Consider the following 26,448-nt stretch of genomic DNA (forward strand, 5'->3'; position numbering starts at 1 on the left):
TAAATTTTTAGTCTTGAAAAAAATTATTCATTATATTTTAATAATTGGGTTGTTCGGAACCTTTTCCTGTGCTAAACGCGGAACTATTTCCGGTGGTCTCAAAGACACCATTGCGCCGTTATTGAAAGTAAGTATCCCCGAAAACTACTCCACTGATTTCAAAGGGCAATCGATTAAAATTACTTTTGATGAATATGTAAAACTAAAAGACATCAATAAAAGTTTGATTGTTTCTCCACCGCTGGCTAAAAAACCACAAGTGTTGCCACTTACCGCAAGTAAAACTGTAACTGTAAACTTTCTTGAACCGTTACAGCCCAATACCACTTATAGCTTAAATTTTGGTCAAAGCATCCAAGACCATAATGAAGGAAACCCTTACCGTCAGTTTAAATATGTTTTTTCTACAGGTCCGCAGATTGATTCCTTGACTATTACTGGCAATATAAAAGATGCGCTAGAAAAAAAAGCTGATGCAGATATTAGTGTTATGCTTTATGAAGCCAACGAGAAATACAACGATTCTTTGGTATACAAAAACCAGCCGAGATATATAACTAGTATTGCAGACACAATTACGAGTTTTAAAATCGATAATATTAAAGAAGGAAAGTACCATTTGATAGCCTTGAAAGACAGAAATGGCGATTACAAATTCGACCCAAAAACAGAGAAAATCGGTTTTTATAATCGGCCTATTCAATTGCCTAACGATTCGCTTTATGAATTGAAGCTTTTCAAAGAAATTCCTGCTTTCAAAGTGTTCAGACCATTTCAAAATTCTGCAAATTCTGCTGTAATGGGATATGAAGGCAACCCAAAGAATATAAAACTTTCGCTCAAAAAAGGAAATGAAATCATTGAAGTAATCAAAACCAAAATCCCTAAAAAAGATTCCTTGCAACTTTGGTTTAAGCCATTTAAGCTAGAGAAAAACGCGGTCGACTCTATGCAGTTATCTATTCAAAATGGTGTTTACAGCAAAGAATTAACTTTCAAAATTAAAAATCAAAAAACCGATACCTTACTGATTTCGTTTCCGAAAAAAATTCTTGATCTCTCTGAAATGTTATCAATTCCTGTAAACCTTCCAATAGCGAAAATTGATGAATCTAAAATGAAGTTGCTCAATAAAGATTCCCTAGCGGTTCCGTTCAAAGTAATTTACGACGAAATGGAATTGCAAGTTAAACTTGATTTCAAAAAAGAAATGCTCGAACGCTACACTTTAAAAATAGAACCCGGAGCCGTGACAAGCTATTTGGAACAAGTGAATAATAAACAAATAGTCTTTTCATTTGAAACAAAAAACACTTCTGATTACGGGAACTTAAGAATCGACATAGAAAATGTAAAACGATACCCAATCATTTTGGAGCTTACCGACAAAAACGGGCAAGTGGCCTATTCCTACTATTGTGAAAAAGAAACACAAATAGATTTCAATTTTATAAAACCTGAGCTATATACCTTACGAATTATTGAAGATGCGAACAAAAACGGCGTTTGGGATTCTGGAAATTTTCTAGAAAAAAAACAACCAGAAAATGTGATTTACTTTCCAAAAGACATCGATGTTCGGGCAAATTGGGATGTACAACAATCGTTTATTCTGAAATAACAAAATTATCTCGATCATTCAGAAACGCTAACTTTTTACGAGTAGCAAGCAAGGATTCTTTATCTATGCTAACTATTTGTATTTGCTCACCTTCGATAGGTTTTAGTAGATAATTACCCAAATAATCAATTACTTGAGAATGCCCAACATACTGGTGATTATTTCCATCCATACCTATTCGATTCACTGCAATTACGTAGCATTGATTCTCTACTGCTCGTGCCGGCAACAATATATCCCAAGCATTGACACGAGGTGCTGGCCAATTCGCCACATACAAAAGTAAATCGTATGCTTCAGTATTACGTGAAAAGACGGGAAAACGCAAATCATAACAAATCAATGGGCAAATTTTGAAGCCGCAGTATTCAACGATTAGCTTCTGATTGCCGGCTTTATACTCTAGATCTTCACCAGCCAAAGTAAACAAATGACGCTTGTCATAGGTTTGAATTTCTCCGGAAGGAAAAACAAAAACCAACCGGTTAAAAAAATTGCCGTTTTCTTCAATAACTATACTTCCGGTAATCGCGGCACTTTTAGAATTTGCAATTGCTACAAGCCACGAAGCCGTTTCTCCTGAGATGGTTTCAGCTACATGCTTCGGATGCATAGTAAAACCCGTCGAAAACATCTCGGGCAAGACTATCAAATCAACAGGTTCTGAAATAGACTGAATCAAATTTTGGAAGTGCAATCGATTTGCTTGTGGATTTTCCCAAAATAGCTTGGTTTGTATTAGAGCAACTTTCATAGGATAAAAATAAAAAATCCCAACCGATTGATTGGGACTTTATAGGTTATTGTTTTGATTTTGAAATTATGTAAGGCTGGCTTTGAGATACTCGCGATTCATTCGGGCAATATTCTCAAGTGAAATTCCTTTTGGGCATTCGATTTCGCATGCTCCAGTATTGGTGCAGTTTCCAAAACCTTCTTCGTCCATTTGACGAACCATGTTCAGAACGCGCTGTGCGGCTTCAACCTTTCCTTGTGGAAGCAATGCATATTGAGAAACTTTCGCACCCACAAATAACATTGCAGAACCATTTTTACAAGTCGCGACACAAGCACCACAACCTATACATGCAGCAGCTTCAAAAGATTTATCAGCATCTGCTTTCGGAACTGGTGTGGCATTAGCATCGATGGTGTTACCTGAAGTATTGACAGAGACAAAACCGCCGGCTTGTTGGATTCTATCGAACGCACTTCTATCGACCACCAAATCTTTAATCACTGGAAAAGCTTTGCTTCTCCATGGTTCCACATAAATGGTGTCGCCGTCTTTAAACATACGCATGTGAAGCTGGCAAGTAGTGATTCCGGTGTCTGGCCCGTGTGCACGTCCGTTGATGTATAAGGAACACATTCCGCAAATTCCTTCACGACAATCGTGATCGAACGCTATCGGTTCTTTCCTTTCGTTGATGAGTTGCTCGTTAAGCTGGTCTAGCATTTCCAGAAACGAACTCGCTGTAGAAACATTGTCAAGCTTGTAGGTTTCCATGCTTCCTTTGGCATTTGGGCCTTTCTGACGCCAAATCTTAAGGTTGATATTGATGTTTTTTGCTGTAGACATAATCTTTTATTTGTAGTTTCTAGCGGCTATCTTAATGAATTCGTATTTCAACTCTTCTTTGTGAAGTATTTCTTGTGTGATATCGTCTCCTTTGTATTCCCATGCTCCGACGAATTTGAAGTTCTCGTCGTCACGCAAAGTTTCACCTTCGGCATCTTGGTATTCTTCACGGAAATGACCGCCACAAGATTCTTTGCGTTGCAAGCCATCCATCGCCATGAGTTGTCCAAGTTCAATGAAATCAGCTACTCGAAGTGCTTTTTCGAGCTCTGGATTCAATTCATTGGCACTGCCCGGAACATACACATCCTTGTAGAATTCCTCTTTTAATTGAGCAATTTCAGTGATGGCTTCCTTCAGACCTTGCTCGTTTCTACCCATTCCTACTTTATTCCACATGATGAGTCCAAGTTTTTTGTGGAAATAATCTACCGATTTCGAACCATTGTTGTTCAAGAATCTATCGATATTGTCTTTAACACGTTTTTCAGCCGCATCAAATTCTGAAGAATTGGTTGGGATTTTCCCAGTACGGATATCATCTGCTAAATAATCTGAAACTGTGTAAGGTAATACGAAATAGCCATCAGCCAAACCTTGCATCAAAGCAGAAGCTCCTAAGCGGTTGGCTCCGTGGTCTGAGAAATTCGCTTCACCGGCAACGAAACAACCCGGAATAGTTGATTGAAGATTATAATCGACCCAAACTCCACCCATAGTGTAATGCACCGCAGGGTAAATTTTCATCGGCGTTTCATATGGATTCTCGTCGGTGATTTTCTGGTACATTGTAAACAAATTCCCGTACTTTTCTTCAAGCCACTGCTTTCCTAACTGGGTAATTTCTTCAGCAGTAGGATTATGATTTCCTTTGGCATAAGCCGCTTGTTTTCCTTTATTTTGAATTTCTGTAGAGAAATCCAGATAAACTCCTTCGTTGGTATCGTTGGCTTCGATTCCGTAACCGGCATCGCAACGTTCTTTAGCGGCTCTTGAAGCTACGTCTCGAGGCACTAGGTTACCAAAAGCAGGGTATCTTCTTTCTAAGTAATAATCTCTATCTTCTTCAGCAATTTGTGTCGGCTTGAGTTTTCCGGCCCGAATGGCTTCTGCATCTTCTTTTTTCTTAGGAACCCAAATACGACCAGAATTTCTCAAAGACTCAGACATCAAAGTTAGTTTTGACTGATTGGTTCCATGTACCGGAATACACGTCGGATGGATCTGAACATAGCAAGGATTTGCGAAAAAAGCACCTTGTTTGTGAACCTTCCAGCCAGCTGTAACATTGCTTCCCATCGCATTTGTAGAGAGAAAATAAACATTCCCATAACCTCCTGAGGCAATAATCACCGCGTGTGCTGAGTGGCGCTCAAGCTCTCCAGTCACAAGATTTCTTGCAATGATACCACGAGCTTTCCCATCAACTTTTACCAAATCAAGCATTTCATGACGGTTGAACATTTGAACACGACCCAGACCAATTTGTCTTGACAAAGCAGAATAAGCACCTAACAACAACTGTTGTCCGGTTTGCCCTGCAGCATAAAAAGTCCGTTGTACCTGAGTTCCTCCAAAAGAGCGGTTGTCTAACATTCCGCCGTAATCTCTGGCGAAAGGAACGCCTTGTGCCACACATTGGTCGATGATATTTCCCGAAACTTCAGCCAAACGATGCACATTGGCTTCACGAGCACGATAATCGCCTCCTTTGATCGTATCATAAAACAAACGATAAGTACTATCGCCATCGTTTTGGTAATTTTTAGCTGCGTTGATTCCTCCTTGAGCTGCAATAGAGTGCGCGCGACGGGGAGAATCCTGAAAACAGAAAGCTTTGACGTTGTAGCCCATTTCTCCGAAAGATGCGGCGGCTGAAGCTCCGGCCAAACCAGTTCCAACGACGATGATGTCAATCTTAGGGCGGTTATTTGGCGCTACTAATTTAAGGTGGTTTTTATGATTGGTCCATTTTTCTGCAATCGGACCTTGTGGTATTTTTGAATCTAATGCCATAGAATTAAGCTTTTAGAAAGAAATGAATGTAAACAGGAATGACAGCAAACAATAGTGAAACCAATATAGCAAACCCTTTCCCAAGGGTTTTGATTGCTGGAGTATACTTTGAATGGTTCAATCCTAAACTCTGGAAAGCACTGCTGAAACCATGCAACAAGTGGAACCCCATCACAATCATTGCAACCACATAAAGCAAAGTGTAAATCAAACCATACTTCGCATCTTGAAAAAATGCGACAGTAATTTTATAAAGATCTTTGTAACCTTCTTTAATCTTCACATTTGCTGCTGCATCATAAAAGTCAGTGCGGTCTTTAATAATGATCATTTTTTGATCTACCTGCATTTTTGGCAAGTAACCACCATCAGTAGTCACATAGAATTCCTGAGGCATACCTTGCATATTGATGGCGATGGTCTGCAAAGGCATATTTTGATCAAAATGCATTCGGCTCCAAAACTGCACCATGTGTGTCACGATGAAAACCAGAATAATCGTTCCCAAGACCGCCATGTTTCTTGAAGCCCATGGGCTATTGGCTGACGGATTGCTTTTCGCATAACCCACCGGACGAGCCGCTTTGTTTTGAATAGTCAGCATGATGCCGTCAATGGCGTGAAAAATAATAGAAATGTAAGTGAGGTAAGACAGTATTTTTACCGCTGGATTAGTCGTCATGAACAAGGCGTATTTATTGAAGTTTAGCGCATTGTTCGGAACCAATAATTGAAGATTTCCTGCAAGGTGGCCCATTAGGAACAAGCATAAAAATAAACCTGTAAGAGCCATCCAATATTTTTTAGCCAAGGATGACTTTAGAAATGCAGATTTTGCCATAAGTTAGTGGAGTTTGTTTAAAAATCACACAAAAGTAACGGTATTTGTATAGAACCACAACCCTTTTTTACTAATTTATAATGATTTTAAATGTTGTTCAATCTGAAGTTTTTCTGATAACAGGGAATTGGTTTACTTTTGTTCTTATTTACTCCTGAAATGATGCCTAGAACAGCAAATGAAGCCTTATTGGAAGTACTCAAACGCAACATCGACAAAACGTTTGACGAGGCTACTATTGAGGAAGCCGTTTCTAATTTTCAATTGCTCACACTCAAGAAAAATCAGTTCTTGGTTCAACAGGGCGAAATCTGCCCTTATTTCTGTTTTGTCGAAAGTGGTATTTTGCAACACGAAATCGAAATCAACGGTGAAGCAATCACCACTTACTTAGGTTTGCGAAACACATTTACTACTTCTTTGAGTAGTTATTTGCTGGAGAAACCTTCGCAAAAAAGTATCAAAGCTCTTTTTGATTCAGAACTTTGGGTGTTAGATGTAAAAACTTTTAGAAACCTGATTGCCTCCAACGCCGCGTTTCAGCAATTCTATTATAGCTTAATCGAAAAACAAATTTGCCTGATTGACGATTACCGCATCGACCTTTTAACGCTCACCCCTGAGGAGCGCTATAAAAAACTTTTGGCCACCGAGTCAGAATTAATAAAGCAGGTGCCTTTACACTATTTGGCTTCATTTCTCGGAATTTCCTCGCGCCACATGAGCCGCATCCGCAAAAACGTAAAATAACGCCATTTGGCTGGTTGGTGTCGGTTTGATTTTTCTACTTTTACCATTCATTTTAGAAAAATTCAACTCATGAAATATTTACCAATCGACCGCAATCTTTTTGTGAAGAACCGCGCCAAATTCACTGCGCAGATGAAGCCCAACAGTGTGGCTGTTTTTAATTCGAACGACATTTATCCGGTTTCTGCTGACAGCACTTTACCCTTTGCCCAGCATCGTGATATTTTTTATTTGTCAGGTGTGGATCAAGAAGAAAGCGTGCTGTTGCTTTTTCCGGATGCACCCTACGAGCATCAAAAAGAAATGCTTTTTTTGAAAGAGACCAGCGAACACATCGCGATTTGGGAAGGAGAAAAGCTCACAAAAGAACGTGCTTTCGAAGTTTCAGGAATTAAAACCGTTTATTGGTTGCAAGATTTCCATAAGATTCTCAACGAGATGATGACGTATTGCGATACAATATACATCAACACCAACGAACATTACCGCGCCGCTGTAGAAACCGAAACACGCGAAGACCGTTTTGTAAAATGGTGGAAGGCCAAATATCCTGCGCACCAAGTAGCCAAAAGTAATCCGATCTTACAGCGTTTACGCTCAGTGAAAGAATCGCAGGAAATCGATTTGATCCAACACGCCTGCCACATTACCGAGAAAGGCTTTCGCCGTTTGCTGGGTTTTGTAAAGCCCGAGGTCACTGAATATGAGATTGAAGCCGAACTGATACACGAATTCATTCGCAATCGCTCCAAAGGTTTTGCTTATACGCCAATTATCGCTTCTGGTAACAACGCTAATGTTTTACACTATATTGAGAACAATCAGGTTTGTAAAGCCGGTGATTTGATTTTATTGGATGTTGCGGCAGAATATGCCAATTATTCTAGTGATTTATCTCGAACGATTCCGGTTTCCGGACGCTATTCGCCCCGCCAAAAAGACGTTTACAATGCGGTGTTGCGTGTAAAAAATGAAGCCACGAAAATGCTTACGCCAGGCACTTTATGGAAACAGTACCACGTGGAAGTCGGCAAACTGATGACTTCGGAATTGCTTGGTTTGGGATTGATTGACAAAGCGGATGTTCAAAACGAAAATCCAGATTGGCCGGCTTATAAAAAATATTTCATGCATGGCACTTCGCACCATTTGGGCCTTGACACGCACGATTATGGATTGCTGCACGAGCCGATGCAAGCCAACATGGTGTTTACTGTAGAGCCTGGCATTTATATTCCAGCAGAAGGTTTTGGAATTCGTTTGGAAGACAACGTAGTGGTGCAAGAAAGCGGCGAGCCATTGAATCTGATGCACAACATCCCGATTGAGATTGACGAGATTGAAAGTTTGATGAACCCTTAAGCCATGTATGTTCCGAAAGAGAACCGAATGACCGATACCGCGGCAATACTTGATTTCATGCAGCGGTTCAGTTTTGCGATGATTATTACTGCTGAAAATAATATTCCCATAGCAACGCATTTGCCTTTTTTGGTGCGCTTAGAAGATGAAAAATTTACTTTGACCGCTCACTTCGCCAAAGCCAATCCGCAATGGAAATCAATCGAAAACAATCCGGTTTTGGTGGTGTTTAGTGAACCTCACGCTTATATTTCGCCTAAGCTTTACGACAAAGAACTCAACGTGCCTACTTGGAATTATCTCGCCGTTCATGCCTACGGAAAAAGCAAATTGATTACTGATGCAGTTGCGGTTCGGGAAGTACTCAACACTACGGTTCAGCATTTTGAGATCGGCTACAATGAACAATGGAAAAGATTACCGGAAGATTATAAACTGGCGCTATCTGAAGAAATTGTGGCTTTTGAAATCGAAGTGACCGAATTACAAGCCAAGAAGAAAATCAGTCAGAACAAAACCGAAGCTGAGAAAAATAGGATTATCGATGCTTTGTCAAAAAGCACAGACAGTAACCAGCAATTGATTGCGGAATATATGCGCAAAAAATAAAATTTCAAGGCCTACTAGTTAATGAATAAGAAATTTGAAACCGAGCGATTGATCTTGCGAGAATTTACACTGGAAGATGCCGAGTTCGTTCTCAAATTGCTCAATAGTAAAGGCTGGCTTCGGTTCATCGGCGAACGAAATGTAAAAACCATCGCTGACGCTCAAAACTATCTTGCCAATGGACCGATGCAGCACTATCAAAAACACGGTTTCGGGCTTTGGTTGGTGTTGTTGAAAGACACTACTCCGATAGGAATGTGCGGAATTCTCAAACGCGACTCACTTGATTTGCCTGATTTGGGATTTTGTTTATTGCCGGAATATCACGCAAAAGGTTTTGCATATGAAAGCGCGAAGGCGGCTATGGATGTCGGTCAAACGTTTTTTGGTATTGAAAAATTTTGCGCCATTACTTTGCCCGAAAACCACGCCTCGATTCGGCTATTGGAAAAGTTAGGTTTTGTGTTAGCAAAAGCAATACAGTTTCCTGATAGCAATGAAGTTTTATCCTTATACCATAACTAACTGATGAATATTCCTTTTCAAACCATTGATTGGGCAGCAATTCCCAAAACAGAACATCAAGGCGAAACCGGAATGGCTTTCTGGCAAACCGTCGAATTTCCTGGTTTGCGGATTCGTTTGGTGGAATATACCGCGGGTTATCTTGCTGACCATTGGTGCGAAAAAGGCCATATCGTGCATTGTCTGGAAGGTGAATTTGTGAGCGAATTGGCCTCGGGCGAGAAAATCAAACTGAGTGCTGCAATGACTTATGTGGTTTCTGATGATTTGAGCAGCCATCGATCAGTGAGTGAAAACGGCGTGAAACTTTTGATTGTAGATGGTGATTTTTTAAAACCTGACCTAAAGTGATTTTTAGACGAATCGTTTATTTTTGTTTCGAGAAATTTCTATTTTCCAAAAAGGCCTAGCCCCGATCGCAGCGGCATCTTTTTGCGCCAAGTCAAGTGGTTGATTTTGAAAATTAATCGACGCAAAAAATACAGCGAAGAGCGGGAATAGCTTCTAAAAAAACTTATTTTGATACAACAACACCTTTATAAAAATATCCCCGTTGCTTATACCGATTCAGGCAAAGGAACCGCGCTGGTGTTGCTGCACGGCTTTCTGGAAAACCAACTGATGTGGCAGGATTTTGCCAGTGAACTATCGAAAAAATACCGCGTCATTACTGTTGATTTATTGGGCCACGGGCAAACCGGTTGTTTGGGCTACATCCACGAAATGGAAGACCAAGCCGATTTGGTGCACGATCTTTTGGCGCACCTGAGAATCCGTAAGGCACTGTTTGTAGGGCATTCGATGGGCGGATATGTAGCGCTTGCTTTTGCTGAACTGTACCCCGATTTTGTAAAAGCTTTGGTGTTGATGAACTCGACTTCTTTGGCTGATAGTGACGAAAGAAAAATAAACCGAGATCGCGCCATTACTGCCGTAAAAAAAGATCATACCGCTTTTGTGCGTTTGTCGATTGCGAATTTATTCAGCGAGGAAAACCGCAACGGTCTCGCCCAAGAAATCGAGCAAGTGAAATTACAAGCTTTGAAAACACCTTTGCAGGGAATTGTAGCGGCACTCGAAGGCATGAAAATCCGGAAAGACCGCGAAGTTTTGTTGCATTTTGGACCTTATCCGAAAATGTTGGTGTTGGGTGAAAAAGATCCGGTGTTGAACTGTGGCGAAAATGTAGCCCAAGTAGAAAACACCAAAACCGAACTGGTTATTTTAAACGGCGGACACATGAGTCATATTGAAAATCGCGATGAAGTGCTTCGAGCTATAGGCACATTTTTGAAAAAGGTTTAGATTTTTTCCTCGAACGGAATTTCCGGGTTTAAAATTTCTTGGAGCAACACTACGATTTGTGCGGTGAATTCTGTTAGGATTTGGTCGTTCACTTCGAAAATCGCTTCTTTGTCAGCTTTGAAACTAAATGGCAAAAAACCCGACTTTAAGTTCTTAAATGAAACTATACCTACTTCAATCGGCAAGCCAGCAGCTTTTTCTTGATACATATAAGCATAAGCCAATACTTGGATGATTTTATCATTTTTGTGGTCTTGGGTGAGCGCATCCCATGTGGAAAGTGAAACGTTGCGTTTCTCAACTTTTCCGGTTTTGTAATCTATGATTCGAATTCTTCCGTTACGCAGTTCGATGCGGTCTACATTTCCGCCAATAACCACCGGATAAGGCAAATCCGGATGCTCCAAAACACGACTGTATGTTTCTTCTAGAGCAATGATTTTAAGACTATCACCACTTCTGAGGCTTTCGAGTTCGAGTTGCAGAAAATTGTATACATGCCTTTTGGCTACTTCGAATGCTAGCAGGTTTCTTCCTTTTTTGATTTCTCCTTCTTTATAAACAATTTTGAATTGCTTTAAAACCTCATCATCGAGTTGGTTCAGGCAAGAAAACAAATCATTTTCGGATACAAACTTCCCGATGAAAGGCTCGTACAATACTCGTAAAGTCTCGTGAATAATCGTTCCTAGTGTGTTCAAAGCGATATTCTCCTCGACCTCTTCAAGATTCCCGATACGTAGGATTCGTTTGAAATAAAAATCCATCGGGTTTCGGATATAACCGGTGAGCGCTGATGGCGAAAACCCTTTTTCGGCGATTTCTTTCAAACGTTGCAGTACGGATTCAGACTTCGGAATCACCATCGGAACATAAACCGTTTCGGGCAAAACTGTATTGTAAATTTCCTGTGTTAAAGTGTGATTGGGCTGCTTTTCGATTTCGAGTTGGGTAATGAATCGGCTTTTTTCGCCGGCATCAATGCCATCACTTTCGGTATTGTAAATCAGATAAACATCTTTGGCCCGTTGCAGTAAATGATAGAAATGGTAGGTGTAAATAGCATCCTTCTCTTTGAAGGTCGGAAGGCAGAATTCCATTTTTACATCATACGGAATAAATGAATTTTGAGATTTACCCGCAGGAAATTTCCCTTCATTCATTGAAAGCACAATCACTGTTTCAAAATCCAATACTCGGCTCTCTAGAACACCCATGACTTGCAAACCGGATAACGGTTCTCCTTCAAAAGAAACTTCGGTTAAATCTATGATTTGTTTATAAATCGAATGCAATGTTTCGGGTGAATGTAGATTTGGATAAGCATCGGTGTAACTAATCAATTTGTTGATAGTTTTGAAAAGTGCGTACAAAAATGTTTTAGTAATCAGGTCTTGCTTATGGTCGTTATTTAAATGGTCTTTGATGATTTCTAGCAAAGATAAAACAGTATTCAGAATCGCTTGAGCGTTGTTTTCCCACGGATGGAGCACTAATTCTAGAAAACGATTAGATTCACCCTGAATTTCAATCGCTTTTTTGTGTGTGATGAACGTATAATTTTGTTGGTTAATACGTTGGACCAAGTCATGGGCTTGCACATAAGGTTCGACCAACGGATGGGTCAGCACATCAAGCAAATCTTTGTAGTAAAATACATATTGACTTCTAGAAAGTGCAGCAATATGCAATTTGAATAGCTTGGCTACCATAAGTTGAACCGGATTGCTTTTGCCTGAATAACCCATCGTGATATTTAGGTTTTCAACCCCAGCGGGAAGCGCGTAAATTAAAGGAATTAGCAAATTTTCTTCGCCTAAAACAATCGCAGTTTTATTAATATTGAAATTGGGTTTTTGAAGTAGTTGTTCTACTATTTCTCCTGCGATGTTGACTTGTCCGATATTCTTAGGTGTGCCAATGATTCGGATATTCTTCTCTGAAGTGAATTCGTTGCTAATCCATTGGAATTCGTGGGTTTTATAGTAACGCCAATGCTGCTTGTACCGACGCAAAAACAATCCGGCTTCTAGCGAGGAATCGTTTAAAAAGGTCTGCTCTGCGTCCCAAAAAATGCGGGCTTGACCAGCATATATCAATTGCTGAATGATATTTTCTTCAGCAGCATTCAAAGCATTAAAACCTGCAAAAAGATAATGTTTACTATGACCTGATTTTGAAAATGCATCCGCCTTTTTGACAGCTTCCCGATAAATCATTCCTTGATAACCCAGCTCCTTTTTGACTAAATGCTCATATAAAGAATGGTAGTATTTCGGTAATAACTTCCAAAACTCTAGATGGCGTTGAATTAAATCTGTTCGCTTTTCTGTGTCGACCGACCAATGCTCAATTTCTTTGATGTCGTCGAGATACTTCAATATTTTATCCGGCTCTAGTAAATATCGGTCAATCTCGTTAAAATCTTGCAGCAAGGTTTTGGCCCAATTGGCAAACTGCTCAAAAGGTTGTTGATTGGTTTTTTCAGTAACCAACATATAAACTTCGTAAAATTCGAAAAGCAATGTGATTGCGTCGATGCTTCTGATGCCAGAAATTTGCTCAATAAACTCTTCGATGCTAATGATTTCAGGGGCAAAAATAGTCTGACGCACCTTTTGTCTGAGCGCATCTAAAAGAAAAATTTTTGCGCGTTTGTTAGGCAAAACAACGATAGTATTGGTTAAATCGTGTTTATAGTTTTCAATAAGTTCACTAGCTATTCGGTCAAGGAAAGAAGTTGATGTCATATCATAAAAATAAAAAACGCCCCGAGAATTCGAGGCGCTTTCTGAAAATATTTTAGTGGAAATTACTTCACCAATTTCACTTCAACTCTTCTGTTATTAGCTTTACCAGCTTTTGTTTTGTTGGTATCGATTGGTTTAGTTTCACCGAAACCAGCAGAAGTCAATCTTGAAGCAGCAATACCATTCTCGATTAAATAGTTTTTAACTGCTGCAGCTCTATCTTCTGATAATTTTTGGTTAGCCGCATCTTTTCCATCGCTGTCAGTATGACCTTCAATGCTAAAGTTTGAAGAAGGATACTCTTTCAAAATCGCTGCAATTGATTGCAATACTGGGTAAGTCTGTTGTTGGAAAGTTGATTTACCAGAGTTGAACAAGATAGTTTTTGCGTATGCATTCAATTTGTTTACTTGTTCTTCTGAGATTTCTGGACAACCATTGTTTGCCACAGTACCTTTTACATCAACACATTTATCATCTTTGTCTAGAACACCATCACCATCAGTATCTGGCCATGGGCATCCTCCATTTTCTTTCGGTCCTTTCACATCTGGACATTTATCTGACTTATCAGCAATACCGTCTCCGTCAGCATCTGGACAACCATTCAATGATTTTGGACCAGCTACTTCTGGACAAGCATCATCTTTGTCTGCGATTCCGTCAGCATCTGTATCTGGACATCCTTGGAATTCTGCTAAACCAGCTACATCAGGACAAGAATCGCTTCCATCAACAATACCGTCTCCGTCTGTGTCAGGACATCCGTTAAATTGCTTCAAACCAGCCACTTCAGGACAAGCATCGTCTTTGTCGTAAATTCCGTCTCCGTCAGTGTCTTTCCCTCCAAATTTGAAAGTCAAGCCTGCAAAATGTTGCATGTGCGAAGGAACGTTTTGTTCTGGAATTCTTGAATCATTGTCAAAGGAATACTTGTAAGTAGATTGGAATGACAAACCTACCATTTCGGTGAACCAGAAAGTAAGACCTAGACCTCCATTTGCGGTTCCGTAGCTAGCTTTACCCATTGAAGTGTAACCACCACCTACATGCACAGAAGGATCGATATACTTCCATCCGAAAGCACCACCAATGCTGTATTTAATTACTCCATCTGCTGCATAGTAGCTCAAATCACCAGGGTTAATCACGGTGTAATCGCCCGGATCAGTTACTCTAGGCTCAACCCATCTTTTGATTCTGTTAACAGACCCTGTCACACCAAATGAGAAATTTCCACCTACATGTTTCGCAACACTAATGTAAGATACTGAAGGCAGAATGTTCCAATAATCATTTACATTGAAATACTGAGAGAATTGGTCTTGCACGCTCGATGCAGCACTTACTCTAGTATCTACGGCATTCGTACCAAACGAAATCGCCCATGGGTTGTTACTGTCTTGTGCTTGTGAGCTTAAACCCATAAACATTGCCACAGCGACAAATAATTTGTTAAGATGTTTCATACTTAAGTTTTGTTAGATTACAATATATTTGTTGGGCAAAAGTAATACGTAATTTTTTAACTACAAAACGATGTGTTAAAAAAAAACCCTCATACCTACTGAGAATATGGCAATTATATCACTTTTAGCATTTTTCCTACTTGTGTAAACGCTTCGATAGCTTTGTCTAAATGCCCTTGAGTGTGTGCGGCTGATAGTTGTACACGAATTCTTGCCTTGTCTTTTGGAACCACTGGAAAAAAGAAGCCAATAACATAAATCCCTTTTTTCAAAAGTTCATTGGCCATTTGCTGTGAAAGCTTGGCGTCGTAGAGCATTACTGGCACGATAGCGGAATCTCCATCGATAATGTCGAACCCCGCCTTCTTCATTCCGTTCTTGAAATATTGTGTATTCCATTCTAACTGATCTCGGAGTGTGGTTTCTTTTTCAAGCAATTCAAATACTTTAATCGATGCTCCAACAATTGAAGGCGCAAGCGAATTCGAGAACAAATAAGGCCGTGAACGCTGACGCAGAATTTCAATAATTTCTTTTTTAGCCGTAGTATAGCCGCCCATCGCACCACCAAGTGCTTTACCTAAAGTTCCGGTAATGATATCGACACGACCTATGACTGCTTTTGCCTCCAAAGTTCCTTTTCCTGTAGCGCCAATAAATCCGGCGGCATGACACTCGTCCACCATTACCATAGCATCATACTTATCTGCCAAATCACAAATTTTATCCAACGGAGCTACCAAACCATCCATAGAAAAAACACCATCTGTAACAATCAGTTTAAATCTAGCTCCTGCATCGTTAGCTTTAATTAACTGTTGCTCCAAATCTTGCATGTTGCTGTTTTCATAACGATAACGCATCGCCTTGCACAAACGTACGCCATCAATAATGGAAGCGTGATTCAAACTATCAGAAATGATCGCGTCTTTTTCATCGAGCAAAGGTTCGAAAACACCTCCATTAGCATCAAAAGCTGCGGCGTATAAAATGGTATCCTCAGTTCCGTAAAAATCAGCAATCTTTTTTTCTAAGGTTTTGTGGATATCTTGTGTTCCGCAGATGAAACGAACCGAAGACATTCCGAAACCATGACTGTCCATGGTATCTTTAGCTGCTTGAATCACTTCTGGATGCGAAGACAATCCTAAATAATTATTGGCGCAAAAGTTCAAAACGGTTTCTCTGGTTGAAATTTGTATTTCCGGACCTTGTGGAGAAGTGATGATTCTTTCCCTTTTGAAAATGCCGTTTTCTTCAATAGTTTCAAGCTCATTTTGCAGGTGTTCTTTTATTTTTCCGTACATGGTTATCGATTGAATTTTGATGGTTACAAATGTATAATTTCTAGGGTTTCTCCTATGTAAACTAATGTCTTTTTTATGACTTTGAACTCCATTTGTTCAATGGTCTGTTGGTAATTATCGACTTGTTTCCTGTACTTTTCCTGATGCTTTCCTGTTTTGTAATCTAACAGTAATATTTCATTATCAGGCGTCAGGACCATCCTGTCTGGCTTAACAGTCGGGCCTTGAATTTGCAAAATAGACTGTTCATTGAGTATCTTATTTTTGTATGAAAAGAAAGCGGTTAAATCAGGATGTGTAACAATATCACGAATCGTTTGATAAACGATTTCTTGTTGTTCGGAGCGAATAATGCCGATTTGTAAAGCTTTCTTAACCGCCATAGAAACGTCATCAGGATATTGAATCATCGATAAAATTTCGTGGATTACATTTCCAAATTCAATCGCTTGTTTCTGCCGGGTTCCCCAAAGCAAGGTTTCTTTCTGAGCAATTTTAACACTATTTATATCAAAACTTTGTGAAGTGCCAACAATTAAATTGGGTTGATGTCTGGTCTTACTCTTTATAGACAATTTAGTTGGACTTCCAAACTCGTAAACTAACTTACCTTCTTGATAAAGATTTCCTTCAACTAAGTACCTTGTGAAATAAGAAGCCATACTGTTAGGGAAAGTGCCGTCTTTCTTGGGGCTGACTGTCTGAGAAATCAGATACAACTGTTCCTCAGCACGTGTGAGTGCTACATACAACACATTAATACTGTCCAGCAATTCTTCTTGCTTTTGGCAATGGTAGACCATTGATGCTTTTTCACTAAAAGATGCTACAGCTTTTGTGTTATCTACCAATACCTTAGGCAATCCGAATTCTGTATCTTCAGCTTCAATCCAGAGTTTGTCTTTAGGTTTTCGGTCATAATCTTCATCAGCAAACGGAATAATCACCACCGGAAATTCGAGCCCTTTTGATTTGTGAATCGTCATGATTCGAACTGCATCAATCCCTTCAGGAGAGGGTATGCTGTACTTGGAAGAATTTTGCCTCCAATAATCCAAAAAATCTGAAATTCCAGCTTGTTTGTGATAATCTCTTTCTAAAATGATGTCTAAAAAATACTGCAAATAAGCCTGATTTTTATCTCTCAAAAGAAAAGCATCGACAATAGCCTGAACCGCTTCATACAAAGGTTTTTTTCGAATATCGTTAAACTTTATTGATATATCAAATTTATGTAGAAATACTTCTAAATCTATATCTTGTTTTGCCTGAATTCCTTGTGCAATAATGTCGTGAATTGGAGTCGCATGTTTTGCATACATAGCTACATAAAACAAGAAATTTGCTTTTGACTCAATGTCCTCGTTATTTTTTAGGTAGCTTAAAACCGAGATGATAAATTTTACTTGAGACGAATTTTCAATCAGCAAAGTTTCTGAAGACACCATCGGAATATTTTCTTGACTTAATATGTTAGCCACGGCAATACCTTGGTCACGTTTGCGAGTAAGTATTGCTATATCACTATATGAAAAACCAGAATGGAGAGCGTTTTGAATAATTTCAAGAGTAGCTTTTCCGTAAATTTCACTTTTATCGATTTCTCCACTTTGAAAATCTATTTCAGACAACGGCAAAAAAGAAAGATTAACATATCCGCCAACTTTGTTATTGGTTTGCTGATAGCTATGCTCTTGATATAATCTTCTATAATCTTGGTTTTCAAACTCCTGTGATAGAAATTTAAAAAATGAATTGTTGAAATGTATGATTTCAGAATAACTTCTGTAATTGGTTTCTAAATGGGTAACGAGTTTTTCCTTGTTGCTAAACGGATTCTCATTTTTATCTTTTGGGTTTTCGTTTTTGCTAAGCGCTATGAATTGCTCAGCCTTGCCGCCACGCCACCGGTAAATAGATTGCTTTGGATCGCCGACTATCATCAAAGTGCCTTTTTCCCCTGAATCGCTTTGCCCCGAGAGTGCATTGTCAATGAGCGGAATCAAGTTTTGCCATTGCATTTCTGAAGTATCTTGAAACTCATCTATAAAAAAATGGCGGTATCGCTCGCCTAGTCGTTCATATATAAATGGTGCCGGTTGGTCATGAATCTCCTTGTGAATTAGTGCATTGAACTCTGCAATTGACAATATATTTTGTTCTTCTTTAATGCGCGCGAGTTGATTACTCAGGGTTTGTAATAGTGACAAAGGTGTTATATTCCGCAGAAATGCATTGTAAAAATCCCTTCTTTCAAAATTCTTATAGATACTTTCCAAAATAGACAAAACTTCAGGAAGAAGTGCCTCAATGGACAATCTGTCTGCTGCGGTTTTATTAATCTTGACCTCTTCAAGCGAATGGTATTTTTTTAGCAGCGGATTAAATTTACCCTGAGCAATACTTTGCAGATGGTTCGGAAAATGACCTGCCGAAAACGACTTCAAGTCGACTCCATTTGTTTCCATCAACTGGAGCGCGTTTCTGGCTGCTGTTTTGTTCTGCTGCTCTATCTCGCCAACTGCCGCTTTCAATCTTTCTTTGATGATTAGGAATGTTGCGATATCTTTTTCGCTGAGCTGTTCTAATTCTTCGCGGTTGTTTTCATTGAAAATAAGTTTTCCAGTTTCAAGTATCTCCCGTGAAATGTCCCATGATTTGTCGTCGTCGGTTTTCTCTACCGTGAAATCGATTAAAAGTTGTGTAAGCACCTTATCTTCTCCTGCTTTGGCTATAACGGCATCAACAGCTTCGTTAAGTAACGATTCGGTGTCAAGCGTTACCTCGAAGGTAATTGGCAAATTCAAGTCGTGGGCAAATGCCCGAATGACTTTATGGGTGAACTTATCGATGGTCAAAATATCGAAAGCCGCATAATTGTGAATGATGTGCCGAATGATTTCGTAGGATTTGGTTTTAATCTGGCTAACGGAAAGACCTGTTTCAATGGATAAGTCTTGTAGTAATCTTTGGGCTTTTTCTTCAGGTTCGGGTTTCGAGAATTGCGTAAGTTGATAAACAATTCTGCTTTTCATTTCAAACACCGCTTTATTGGTGAAAGTAATGGCTAGAATATTTCGGTAAGCATCATTTTTTTTTGAAGTGAGTATGATTTTCAGATATTCTTTGACAAGTGTGTAGGTTTTGCCCGACCCGGCCGAAGCATCATAGATGGAAAAAGAAGGTCTTTGCATGATGGAATAATCTTGTATTGAAAAAAGCCTAGCCCCGATAGGAGTGAAAATCCTTTTTGGTATTGCCCTGCAGCGATGCGGAAGGACAATACCAAAAAGATTGTAACGGATAGCGGGAATAAGCTCCTGAAAAATAAACCGCAGGAAAACACCCTAAGATGTTTCATTTCCAAAGTTAAATCTTTAAATTTGAAAACACTATTTATAAATCATTAAACACTCAATATTATGGCTTTTGAATTACCAAAGTTACCTTATGCTTATGATGCGCTAGAACCTCATATTGATGCCCGTACCATGGAAATCCATCACACGAAGCACCATAACGCCTATACCACCAACCTTAATGCTGCTATTGCCGGAACTGATATGGAAGGCAAAACCATTGAAAACATTCTAATCAATCTCGATATGAAAAATGCAGCGGTTAGAAATAATGGCGGCGGATATTATAACCATAATTTGTTCTGGACCGTGATGAGTCCCACCGGCGGAGGAAAACCTGCCGGCGATTTGCTTGAGGCCATTGAAGATTCGTTTGAAAGTTTTGATGAGTTTAAAGCGCGTTTCTCTAAAGCGGGTGCCACACAGTTTGGTTCTGGATGGGCTTGGCTCTGCGTACACAAAGGCGGAAAATTGGAGGTTTGCGGCACACCAAACCAAGACAATCCTTTAATGCCGAATGTAGGTTGTGGCGGAACTCCAATATTAGGAATGGATGTTTGGGAACATGCTTACTATTTGAATTATCAAAACCGCAGACCGGATTATATTGAAGCTTTCTTTAATGTCATCAATTGGACAGAAGTAGCGAGACGATTTGCCTTAGAAAAATAATTTTAATTTTAAGTTGCCAAAAAGGCCCGGTTTCAAGTGTTGAAACCGGGCCTTTTTGATTGGATAAAATAAAAAAGGTGAAGAATACTCTCCACCCTTTTTGCCCCAAATCTACCATAAGCTTAAACCTACTAAATTATGGTGAGGTAAAAATAACCGTAAATGTTAATAAACCAATGCATTCTTAGTCAAAACAATTGGAAATGACGGGAAATAAGAGTGAATGTACGGTAAATGAATGGTCAATTTGTAAGTTTTAAGAGGCAGAATTTTAAGTTTTGGGCAATAAAAAAGGTGAACATAAGTTCACCCTTTTTGCCCCAAATCTACCATAAACTTAACCTACTAATGCTATGGTTCTCCAAAAGTATAGTGGTAGTGCGTTATCAACAAATAAATTAGACGAAATACACCAAAACCCGATAAAGTGTTAAAATTTGCTTTCTTTAGTAGGCTCGGTCGTCTTTTCCTTCATAAAAATTGATAAATGCCTTGTTCACAACGCGGTTTCCTCCGGGTGTCGGATAATCTCCTGTGAAGTACCAATCGCCCAAGTTTTTCGGACAGGCGGCATGGAGGTTTTCAATGCTCTGGAAAATAATTTTAACTTCTGCATTAATTTCATCCGAACTGAGCATTGTGGCTATTTTATTGGATATCTCTTGCGGTTGAAAAGGTTTATAGATAGCCGTCACTGCATTCACTACATCAATATCCTTGAATTTCTCTTGGGCCAAACATTGTTGGTACACTTCATCCACAATATGGTATAAATTTCTTTCTCTTAGCAACTCAAGTGCCGCTCTGAAAGCCACTAAGGTTTCAAGCTTGGCCATATCAATTCCGTAGCAATCTGGATAACGAATTTGTGGAGCAGAGGAAACAATCACTATTTTTTTGGGGTTCAATCGATCCAACATTTTTAAAATACTCATTTTTAGTGTGGTTCCGCGGACGATACTGTCGTCAATTACCACCAAGTTGTCGGTGGGTTGAATCACACCATAAGTAATGTCGTAAACGTGAGCCACTAAATCATCGCGACTACTGTCTTCGGTGATAAAGGTTCTCAGCTTGGCATCTTTAATGGCTATTTTTTCTGTGCGGATTTTCACCGAAAGTATTTCTTCGAGTTTCTCTTTGGTCAGTGTTTTTCGATGATCAAGTATGTACTGGTTTTTTCGCTGATTGAGAAAATCTTGTGCTGCCTCGACCATTCCGTAAAAAGACGTTTCAGCTGTATTTGGGATGTACGAAAAAACTGTGTTGTCGGTGTCACTCTCGATAGTATCCAAAACCAAGGGCAAAATCAACTTTCCTAACATTTTTCGCTCTTGGTAAATTTCTGCATCGCTTCCTCTGGAGAAATAAATTCGTTCAAAAGAACATGCTTTCTTAATAGTCGGTGCAATAATTTCTGACTCGGTTACTAGCCCATTCTTTTTTATAATCAGGGCATTTCCGGGTTGCAGTTCCTTTACTTTGTCGAACGGCACATTGAAGACTGTTTGAATCACGGGTCGCTCGGAAGCCACCACGATTATTTCTTCATCTTCATAAAAATAAGCTGGGCGAATTCCTGCCGGATCCCTGAACACAAATGCATCGCCATGACCAAAAAGGCCCGCCATGGCATAGCCGCCGTCCCAACCGCGTGAAGCGCGTTTTAAGATTTTAACAATATCAAGCTTAGCAGCGATAATAGGAGAAGCTTCTCTTTTGGATAAACCGTCATTTTTGCATTGTTGGTACAAATCGGTGACTTCTTCATCTAGAAAATGTCCGATTTTCTCCATAATGGTAACTGTATCGGCCATTTCCTTAGGGTGTTGGCCCAACTCCACCAAACTATTGAAAAGCTCACGAACATTGGTCATGTTGAAATTTCCCGCCACAATCAGATTTCTGTGCATCCAATTGTTTTGACGCAAAAAGGGATGAACACTTTCAATACTATTTTTGCCGAAAGTTCCGTAACGAACGTGACCCAGAAACAGTTCGCCGATGTAGGGTATATTGTTTTTCTGGAGCGCCACATTCTCAGCATACTCAGGATGTTGCGTCATTTCTTCATTGATTCTTTGGTTGATTTGGGTGAAGATATCCTGAATGGGTTGGGCATCGGTAGATCGAATGCGGCTAATGTATCTTGCGCCAGGTTCGACATCGAGCTTAATCGACGCTAAGCCAGCACCGTCTTGTCCTCGGTTGTGCTGCTTCTCCATGAGCAGGTACATTTTCTGAATTCCGTAGAAAGCAGAGCCGTATTTTTGTTTATAAAATTCTAGTGGTTTTTTTAATCGAAGCAGGGCTATCCCGCATTCGTGTTTGATGGCATCGCTCATTGTAGTTGTGTTGTTGTGAGTTGAAATAAAAATGCCCCGAGAAACCGAGGCATAAATTTATTACAATTCTATATCAAAATGTGTTAAGGCCTTGAATTGTTTGAGGCGTTGCTGCACTTCTTCTTTAGTGAGTTGCTGCATCCGCTCGGTTCCGAATCGCTCCACGCAAAATGAGGCCAAGTTAGAACCTTGAATAATAGCTTGTTTCATATTGTCGAAAGAAACGTTCTCGCTTTGGGTAATAAATCCGGCGAAACCGCCAGCGAAAGTATCTCCTGCCCCGGTCGGGTCAAAAACTTCCTCCAAAGGCAATGCTGGGGCAAAGAAAATATCTTTGTGGTGGAACAACAAAGCGCCATGTTCTCCTTTTTTAATCACCACATATTTTGGTCCCATGGTGTGAATTTTTGCCGCTGCTTTCACAAGTGAATATTCTCCTGATAGCTGACGCGCTTCCTCATCGTTAATGGTAATCACATCGACCCGTTTGATCACGTCCAACAATTCTGGCAAAGCACAATCCATCCAGAAATTCATGGTGTCAAGTACCACTAATTTTGGTTTCTTCTCCATCTGATCCAAAACACTGCTTTGTACCAATGGGTGTAAGTTTCCGAGCATTACAACGTCGGCATCTTTGAAGTTCTCTGGCACTTTAGGTTGAAAGTCTGCTAGTGTATTGAGCTCAGTGACAAGTGTATCGCGGGAATTCAAATCGTTGTGGTACCTTCCGCTCCAGAAAAATGTTTTTCCGCCTTTGACGATTTCGAGCCCAGAAATATCAATGTTTCTCGCAGTTAACAAGTCTAGATATTCTTGCGGAAAATCGTCCCCGACTACCGAAACAATGGCAGATTTTAAGTTGAAGTAAGAAGCAGACAAACCGATGAAAGTACCGGCGCCGCCCAAGATTTTATCTGTTTTACCGAAAGGGGTTTCAATAGCGTCGAAAGCTACTGTTCCGACAATCAATAATTTATTCATCTGCTGCGTTTGAAAATTAAGGCGCAAATGTACTCTATATGTTCAAAGTTACAAAGCGAATCCGAAGCAATTTTCACAATAGTTTCGCTTCTTCGGTTTCGTAAAATTCATCAATCGAAAGTTGACTTTGCATCGATGCCATCACGGCCAATTCATCGCAACGTTCGTTCTGACGGTGGTTGTTGTGGCCTTTAATCCATTTGAAATCCACTTGGTGTTGTCGGTAAATTTTTAGAAAACGTTTCCACAAATCCGGATTCTTTTTGCCAGCAAACCCCTTTTTTTCCCAACCGAAAACCCACTTTTTCTCCACAGCATCGACAACATATTTTGAATCAGAAATCACCAATACTTTAGTGTTTGGATTTTTGAGTTTTTCTAGGCCGACAATTACCGCAAGCAGCTCCATTCGATTATTAGTGGTCAGCCGAAAACCTTCGTAGAACTCTTTTTGATAGGGTTTTCCCACCCATTCCATCACCACGCCATAACCGCCGTTTCCAGGGTTTCCTTTGGCAGCACCATCGGTGTAAATATGTACTTGATGTGACAAAACAAATTGGTTTTTAAGCTTTTAAAATTGACTCTATGACTTTGGGGAAATGCAAATATTCTAGTTCGTGCACTTTCTCGGCTATGGCTTCAGCGGTAAAACAGTCTTCAATAGCAACAGATTTTTGAAAGATAATATCGCCTTGGTCGTAATGTTCGTTGACTTGATGAATAGTAATTCCGGTTTCTAATTCCCGGTTGTCCAACACGGCTTGATGAACCTTCATACCATACATTCCTTTTCCTCCATATTTAGGCAACAAGGCCGGATGAATATTTATGGTAGGATATTGCGCGATAATTTGTTGGGGAAACATCCATAAAAAGCCGGCCAGTACAATTATATCTGGATGAAACTGATTGAGTTGCTTTAGAACCGTTCCGTCTTGAAGTTCTGTTCTTGAAAAAACCAAAGCGGGAACGTCATGCTGGTGCGCTCTATCCAATACTTTCGCTTGCTGATTATTGGAAAAAACAGCCACTACTTTGGCAAGTGAAGAATTCTTAAAATATTGAATAATATTCTCAGCGTTGGTACCAGAGCCTGAAGCAAACAAAACGATTTTTTTCATAAGATGATTTGTTCCGCAAAAAAAAGCATAATAAATGAGAATTAGCGCTGTGCAACCTCAATCTAAAAATAAAATTTTATCTTCGTTAACACATTTATCAACTAAATCATGGTTTTAAAATAAAGTTTTTTATTTTTGCCAACAAATTAAATTCTAAAAATAAAGATTATGTCAGACATTGCATCAAGAGTAAAAGCGATTATCGTAGACAAATTAGGCGTTGACGAAAACGAAGTGGTAACAGAAGCTAGCTTCACCAACGATTTAGGAGCAGATTCATTAGACACTGTTGAGCTAATCATGGAATTCGAGAAAGAATTTGACATTCAGATTCCAGATGACCAAGCGGAAAACATCGCAACTGTTGGTCAAGCTATTTCTTATATCGAAGAAGCTAAAAAATAATATTACAACACCCGTGAATCTATCGCGGGTGTTATTGTTTTTAAAACATTCAGCGGTTGAATTTCAATCGACAATATACCTAATACCCTTGTCTCTTTGATGGATTTACCAGAAGAAATGATGGGTATTATTTGTTTAAAATTAATTCCACAAAAAACAAATTTATGGCGTTAAAACGAGTTGTAGTAACAGGATTGGGAGCCTTAACTCCAATTGGAAACAACATCCAGGAATACTGGGAGGCGCTCATTAGCGGTAAAAGTGGCGCTGCACCCATCACCTATTACGATACCGAGAAGCACAAAACCAAATTTGCCTGCGAGGTTAAGAACTTTAACATAGAAGATTACATCGACCGCAAGGAAGCCCGCAGAATGGACAAATTCGCTCAGTATGCTATTGCCGCAAGCGAAGAAGCCATTAATGACGCTGGAATCACTGAAAGCAATGTCAACAAACACCGTGTGGGCGTGATTTGGGGTGCCGGAATTGGCGGTTTAGAAACCTTCCAAGAAGAAGTAATTTCGTATGCCAAAGGCGATGGAACTCCAAGATTCAATCCGTTTTTTATCCCGAAAATGATTGCCGATATTGCGCCTGCTCATATTTCGATGCGCAATGGCTTTATGGGCCCGAATTATACTACTGTATCTGCTTGCGCCTCTTCTGCCAATGCACTAATTGATGCTTTCAATTATATCCGTTTAGGAATGTGCGATGTTATCATTTCAGGAGGATCTGAAGCCGCAGTGACTATAGCCGGAATGGGCGGATTTAACTCAATGCAAGCGCTATCAACCAGAAACGAAAGCCCAGAAACTGCTTCAAGACCATTCGACGCTACCCGCGACGGATTTGTGCTTGGCGAAGGTGCCGGTGCTTTAGTATTAGAAGAATACGAACACGCTAAAGCCCGCGGAGCCAAAATCTACTGTGAAATTGGCGGCGGAGGAATGTCTTCAGATGCTTATCATTTAACGGCACCGCATCCGGAAGGAATTGGAGTGATTGCCGTAATGCAAAATTGTTTGAACGATGCCGGAATGAAACCCACAGACATCGATCATATCAATACCCACGGAACCTCAACACCTCTTGGCGACGTTGCAGAACTCAAAGCCATCAGCGCGGTTTTCGGAGATCACGCAAAAACACTGAATATCAACTCTACCAAGTCAATGACTGGGCATTTGCTTGGTGCTGCCGGAGCAATAGAAGCCATTGCTTCGATTTTAGCTATTAAATACGGAGTCGTTCCTCCGACAATCAATCACGAGGTAGTCGATGAAAATATCGACCCAAGTCTGAACCTGACTTTAAATAAGGCCCAGAAAAGGGATGTGAAAGTAGCCATGAGCAACACATTTGGTTTTGGAGGACATAACGCCTGTGTGTTGTTTAAGAAATTAGATGATTAATTTT

22 protein-coding genes are annotated in these 26,448 nt (G+C 39.9%); 10 read left to right on the forward strand and 12 right to left on the reverse strand.

Going from position 1 to position 26,448, the window contains the following annotated elements; all coding sequences use genetic code 11:
• Nucleotides 1-13: 13 nt before the first annotated feature.
• Complete coding sequence (locus tag G4D82_RS02110; protein ID WP_235924285.1) at nucleotides 14-1,621, forward strand: Ig-like domain-containing protein; 1,608 nt, start codon at nucleotides 14-16, stop codon at nucleotides 1,619-1,621.
• On the opposite strand, the gene G4D82_RS02115 is transcribed toward G4D82_RS02110, so the two are convergent.
• From G4D82_RS02115 to G4D82_RS02130, 4 genes are all read right to left on the reverse strand, one after another.
• Nucleotides 1,608-2,375, reverse strand: coding sequence for an amidohydrolase (locus G4D82_RS02115; RefSeq protein WP_166333943.1), 768 nt, complete (start codon nucleotides 2,373-2,375; stop codon nucleotides 1,608-1,610). The two genes, G4D82_RS02110 and G4D82_RS02115, sit on opposite strands and share 14 nt — an antisense overlap.
• Before the next feature lie 66 nt (nucleotides 2,376-2,441).
• Nucleotides 2,442-3,203 (reverse strand): succinate dehydrogenase/fumarate reductase iron-sulfur subunit, encoded by a 762-nt coding sequence (locus G4D82_RS02120; protein ID WP_166333945.1) that lies wholly within the window; start codon nucleotides 3,201-3,203, stop codon nucleotides 2,442-2,444.
• A 6-nt stretch (nucleotides 3,204-3,209) separates the two neighbouring features.
• Nucleotides 3,210-5,219: a fumarate reductase/succinate dehydrogenase flavoprotein subunit gene (locus G4D82_RS02125; RefSeq protein WP_166333947.1), complete on the reverse strand. Its 2,010-nt coding sequence runs from the start codon at nucleotides 5,217-5,219 to the stop codon at nucleotides 3,210-3,212.
• Between the two features lie 4 nt (nucleotides 5,220-5,223).
• Nucleotides 5,224-6,060 (reverse strand): succinate dehydrogenase cytochrome b subunit, encoded by an 837-nt coding sequence (locus tag G4D82_RS02130; protein WP_166333949.1) that lies wholly within the window; start codon nucleotides 6,058-6,060, stop codon nucleotides 5,224-5,226.
• A 162-nt stretch (nucleotides 6,061-6,222) separates the two neighbouring features.
• Here G4D82_RS02130 and G4D82_RS02135 point away from each other — a divergent pair, with 162 nt between their 5' ends.
• From G4D82_RS02135 to G4D82_RS02160, 6 genes are all read left to right on the forward strand, one after another.
• Nucleotides 6,223-6,810, forward strand: coding sequence for a Crp/Fnr family transcriptional regulator (locus G4D82_RS02135; RefSeq protein ID WP_166333951.1), 588 nt, complete (start codon nucleotides 6,223-6,225; stop codon nucleotides 6,808-6,810).
• Between the two features lie 69 nt (nucleotides 6,811-6,879).
• Nucleotides 6,880-8,172 carry an aminopeptidase P family protein gene (locus G4D82_RS02140; RefSeq protein WP_166333953.1) on the forward strand — a complete coding sequence of 431 codons (1,293 nt, stop codon included), beginning with the start codon at nucleotides 6,880-6,882 and terminating at the stop codon, nucleotides 8,170-8,172.
• Between the two features lie 3 nt (nucleotides 8,173-8,175).
• Nucleotides 8,176-8,781: an FMN-binding negative transcriptional regulator gene (locus G4D82_RS02145; RefSeq protein WP_166333955.1), complete on the forward strand. Its 606-nt coding sequence runs from the start codon at nucleotides 8,176-8,178 to the stop codon at nucleotides 8,779-8,781.
• 21 nt (nucleotides 8,782-8,802) lie between these two features.
• Nucleotides 8,803-9,306: a GNAT family N-acetyltransferase gene (locus tag G4D82_RS02150; RefSeq protein WP_166333957.1), complete on the forward strand. Its 504-nt coding sequence runs from the start codon at nucleotides 8,803-8,805 to the stop codon at nucleotides 9,304-9,306.
• 3 nt (nucleotides 9,307-9,309) lie between these two features.
• Entirely contained in the window at nucleotides 9,310-9,657 is a 348-nt protein-coding gene (locus tag G4D82_RS02155) for a DHCW motif cupin fold protein (protein ID WP_166333959.1), read from the forward strand.
• A gap of 171 nt (nucleotides 9,658-9,828) precedes the next feature.
• Entirely contained in the window at nucleotides 9,829-10,611 is a 783-nt protein-coding gene (locus G4D82_RS02160) for an alpha/beta fold hydrolase (protein ID WP_166334279.1), read from the forward strand.
• Here the strand turns inward: G4D82_RS02160 and G4D82_RS02165 are convergent.
• The 4 genes from G4D82_RS02165 to G4D82_RS02180 form a co-directional block, all read right to left on the reverse strand.
• Nucleotides 10,608-13,361, reverse strand: coding sequence for a PD-(D/E)XK nuclease family protein (locus G4D82_RS02165; protein WP_166333961.1), 2,754 nt, complete (start codon nucleotides 13,359-13,361; stop codon nucleotides 10,608-10,610). The two genes, G4D82_RS02160 and G4D82_RS02165, sit on opposite strands and share 4 nt — an antisense overlap.
• A gap of 62 nt (nucleotides 13,362-13,423) precedes the next feature.
• Nucleotides 13,424-14,830 carry an OmpA family protein gene (locus G4D82_RS02170; RefSeq protein WP_166333963.1) on the reverse strand — a complete coding sequence of 469 codons (1,407 nt, stop codon included), beginning with the start codon at nucleotides 14,828-14,830 and terminating at the stop codon, nucleotides 13,424-13,426.
• A 113-nt stretch (nucleotides 14,831-14,943) separates the two neighbouring features.
• On the reverse strand, nucleotides 14,944-16,137 hold the full coding sequence (gene kbl, locus G4D82_RS02175; RefSeq protein ID WP_166333965.1) for a glycine C-acetyltransferase: 1,194 nt from the start codon (nucleotides 16,135-16,137) through the stop codon (nucleotides 14,944-14,946).
• 23 nt (nucleotides 16,138-16,160) lie between these two features.
• Entirely contained in the window at nucleotides 16,161-19,331 is a 3,171-nt protein-coding gene (locus G4D82_RS02180; RefSeq protein ID WP_166333967.1) for a UvrD-helicase domain-containing protein, read from the reverse strand.
• A gap of 228 nt (nucleotides 19,332-19,559) precedes the next feature.
• Here G4D82_RS02180 and G4D82_RS02185 point away from each other — a divergent pair, with 228 nt between their 5' ends.
• The gene (locus tag G4D82_RS02185) at nucleotides 19,560-20,168 is read left to right on the forward strand and encodes a superoxide dismutase (RefSeq protein WP_166333969.1); all 609 of its coding nucleotides are present in this window, start codon (nucleotides 19,560-19,562) and stop codon (nucleotides 20,166-20,168) included.
• Nucleotides 20,169-20,614: 446 nt separating this feature from the next.
• On the opposite strand, the gene G4D82_RS02190 is transcribed toward G4D82_RS02185, so the two are convergent.
• From G4D82_RS02190 to purN, 4 genes are all read right to left on the reverse strand, one after another.
• Nucleotides 20,615-22,513 (reverse strand): amidophosphoribosyltransferase, encoded by a 1,899-nt coding sequence (locus G4D82_RS02190; protein WP_166333971.1) that lies wholly within the window; start codon nucleotides 22,511-22,513, stop codon nucleotides 20,615-20,617.
• Between the two features lie 60 nt (nucleotides 22,514-22,573).
• Nucleotides 22,574-23,497, reverse strand: a complete 924-nt coding sequence (locus tag G4D82_RS02195; RefSeq protein ID WP_166333973.1) for a PfkB family carbohydrate kinase — start codon at nucleotides 23,495-23,497, stop codon at nucleotides 22,574-22,576.
• 73 nt (nucleotides 23,498-23,570) lie between these two features.
• On the reverse strand, nucleotides 23,571-24,050 hold the full coding sequence (gene rnhA / locus G4D82_RS02200) for a ribonuclease HI (RefSeq protein ID WP_166333975.1): 480 nt from the start codon (nucleotides 24,048-24,050) through the stop codon (nucleotides 23,571-23,573).
• A 13-nt stretch (nucleotides 24,051-24,063) separates the two neighbouring features.
• The gene (purN, locus tag G4D82_RS02205) at nucleotides 24,064-24,621 is read right to left on the reverse strand and encodes a phosphoribosylglycinamide formyltransferase (RefSeq protein ID WP_166333977.1); all 558 of its coding nucleotides are present in this window, start codon (nucleotides 24,619-24,621) and stop codon (nucleotides 24,064-24,066) included.
• A 168-nt stretch (nucleotides 24,622-24,789) separates the two neighbouring features.
• Here purN and G4D82_RS02210 point away from each other — a divergent pair, with 168 nt between their 5' ends.
• Together G4D82_RS02210 and fabF are read left to right on the forward strand one after the other, a co-directional pair.
• A complete protein-coding gene (locus tag G4D82_RS02210; RefSeq protein ID WP_007137004.1) occupies nucleotides 24,790-25,026 on the forward strand; it encodes an acyl carrier protein in 237 nt (78 codons plus the stop codon).
• A 164-nt stretch (nucleotides 25,027-25,190) separates the two neighbouring features.
• Complete coding sequence (fabF, locus tag G4D82_RS02215; RefSeq protein WP_166333979.1) at nucleotides 25,191-26,444, forward strand: beta-ketoacyl-ACP synthase II; 1,254 nt, start codon at nucleotides 25,191-25,193, stop codon at nucleotides 26,442-26,444.
• The last annotated feature ends 4 nt before the right edge of the window (nucleotides 26,445-26,448 follow it).

Origin of the sequence: Flavobacterium lotistagni, from assembly GCF_011392125.1 — a bacterium.
GTDB classification, from domain to species: domain Bacteria; phylum Bacteroidota; class Bacteroidia; order Flavobacteriales; family Flavobacteriaceae; genus Flavobacterium; species Flavobacterium lotistagni.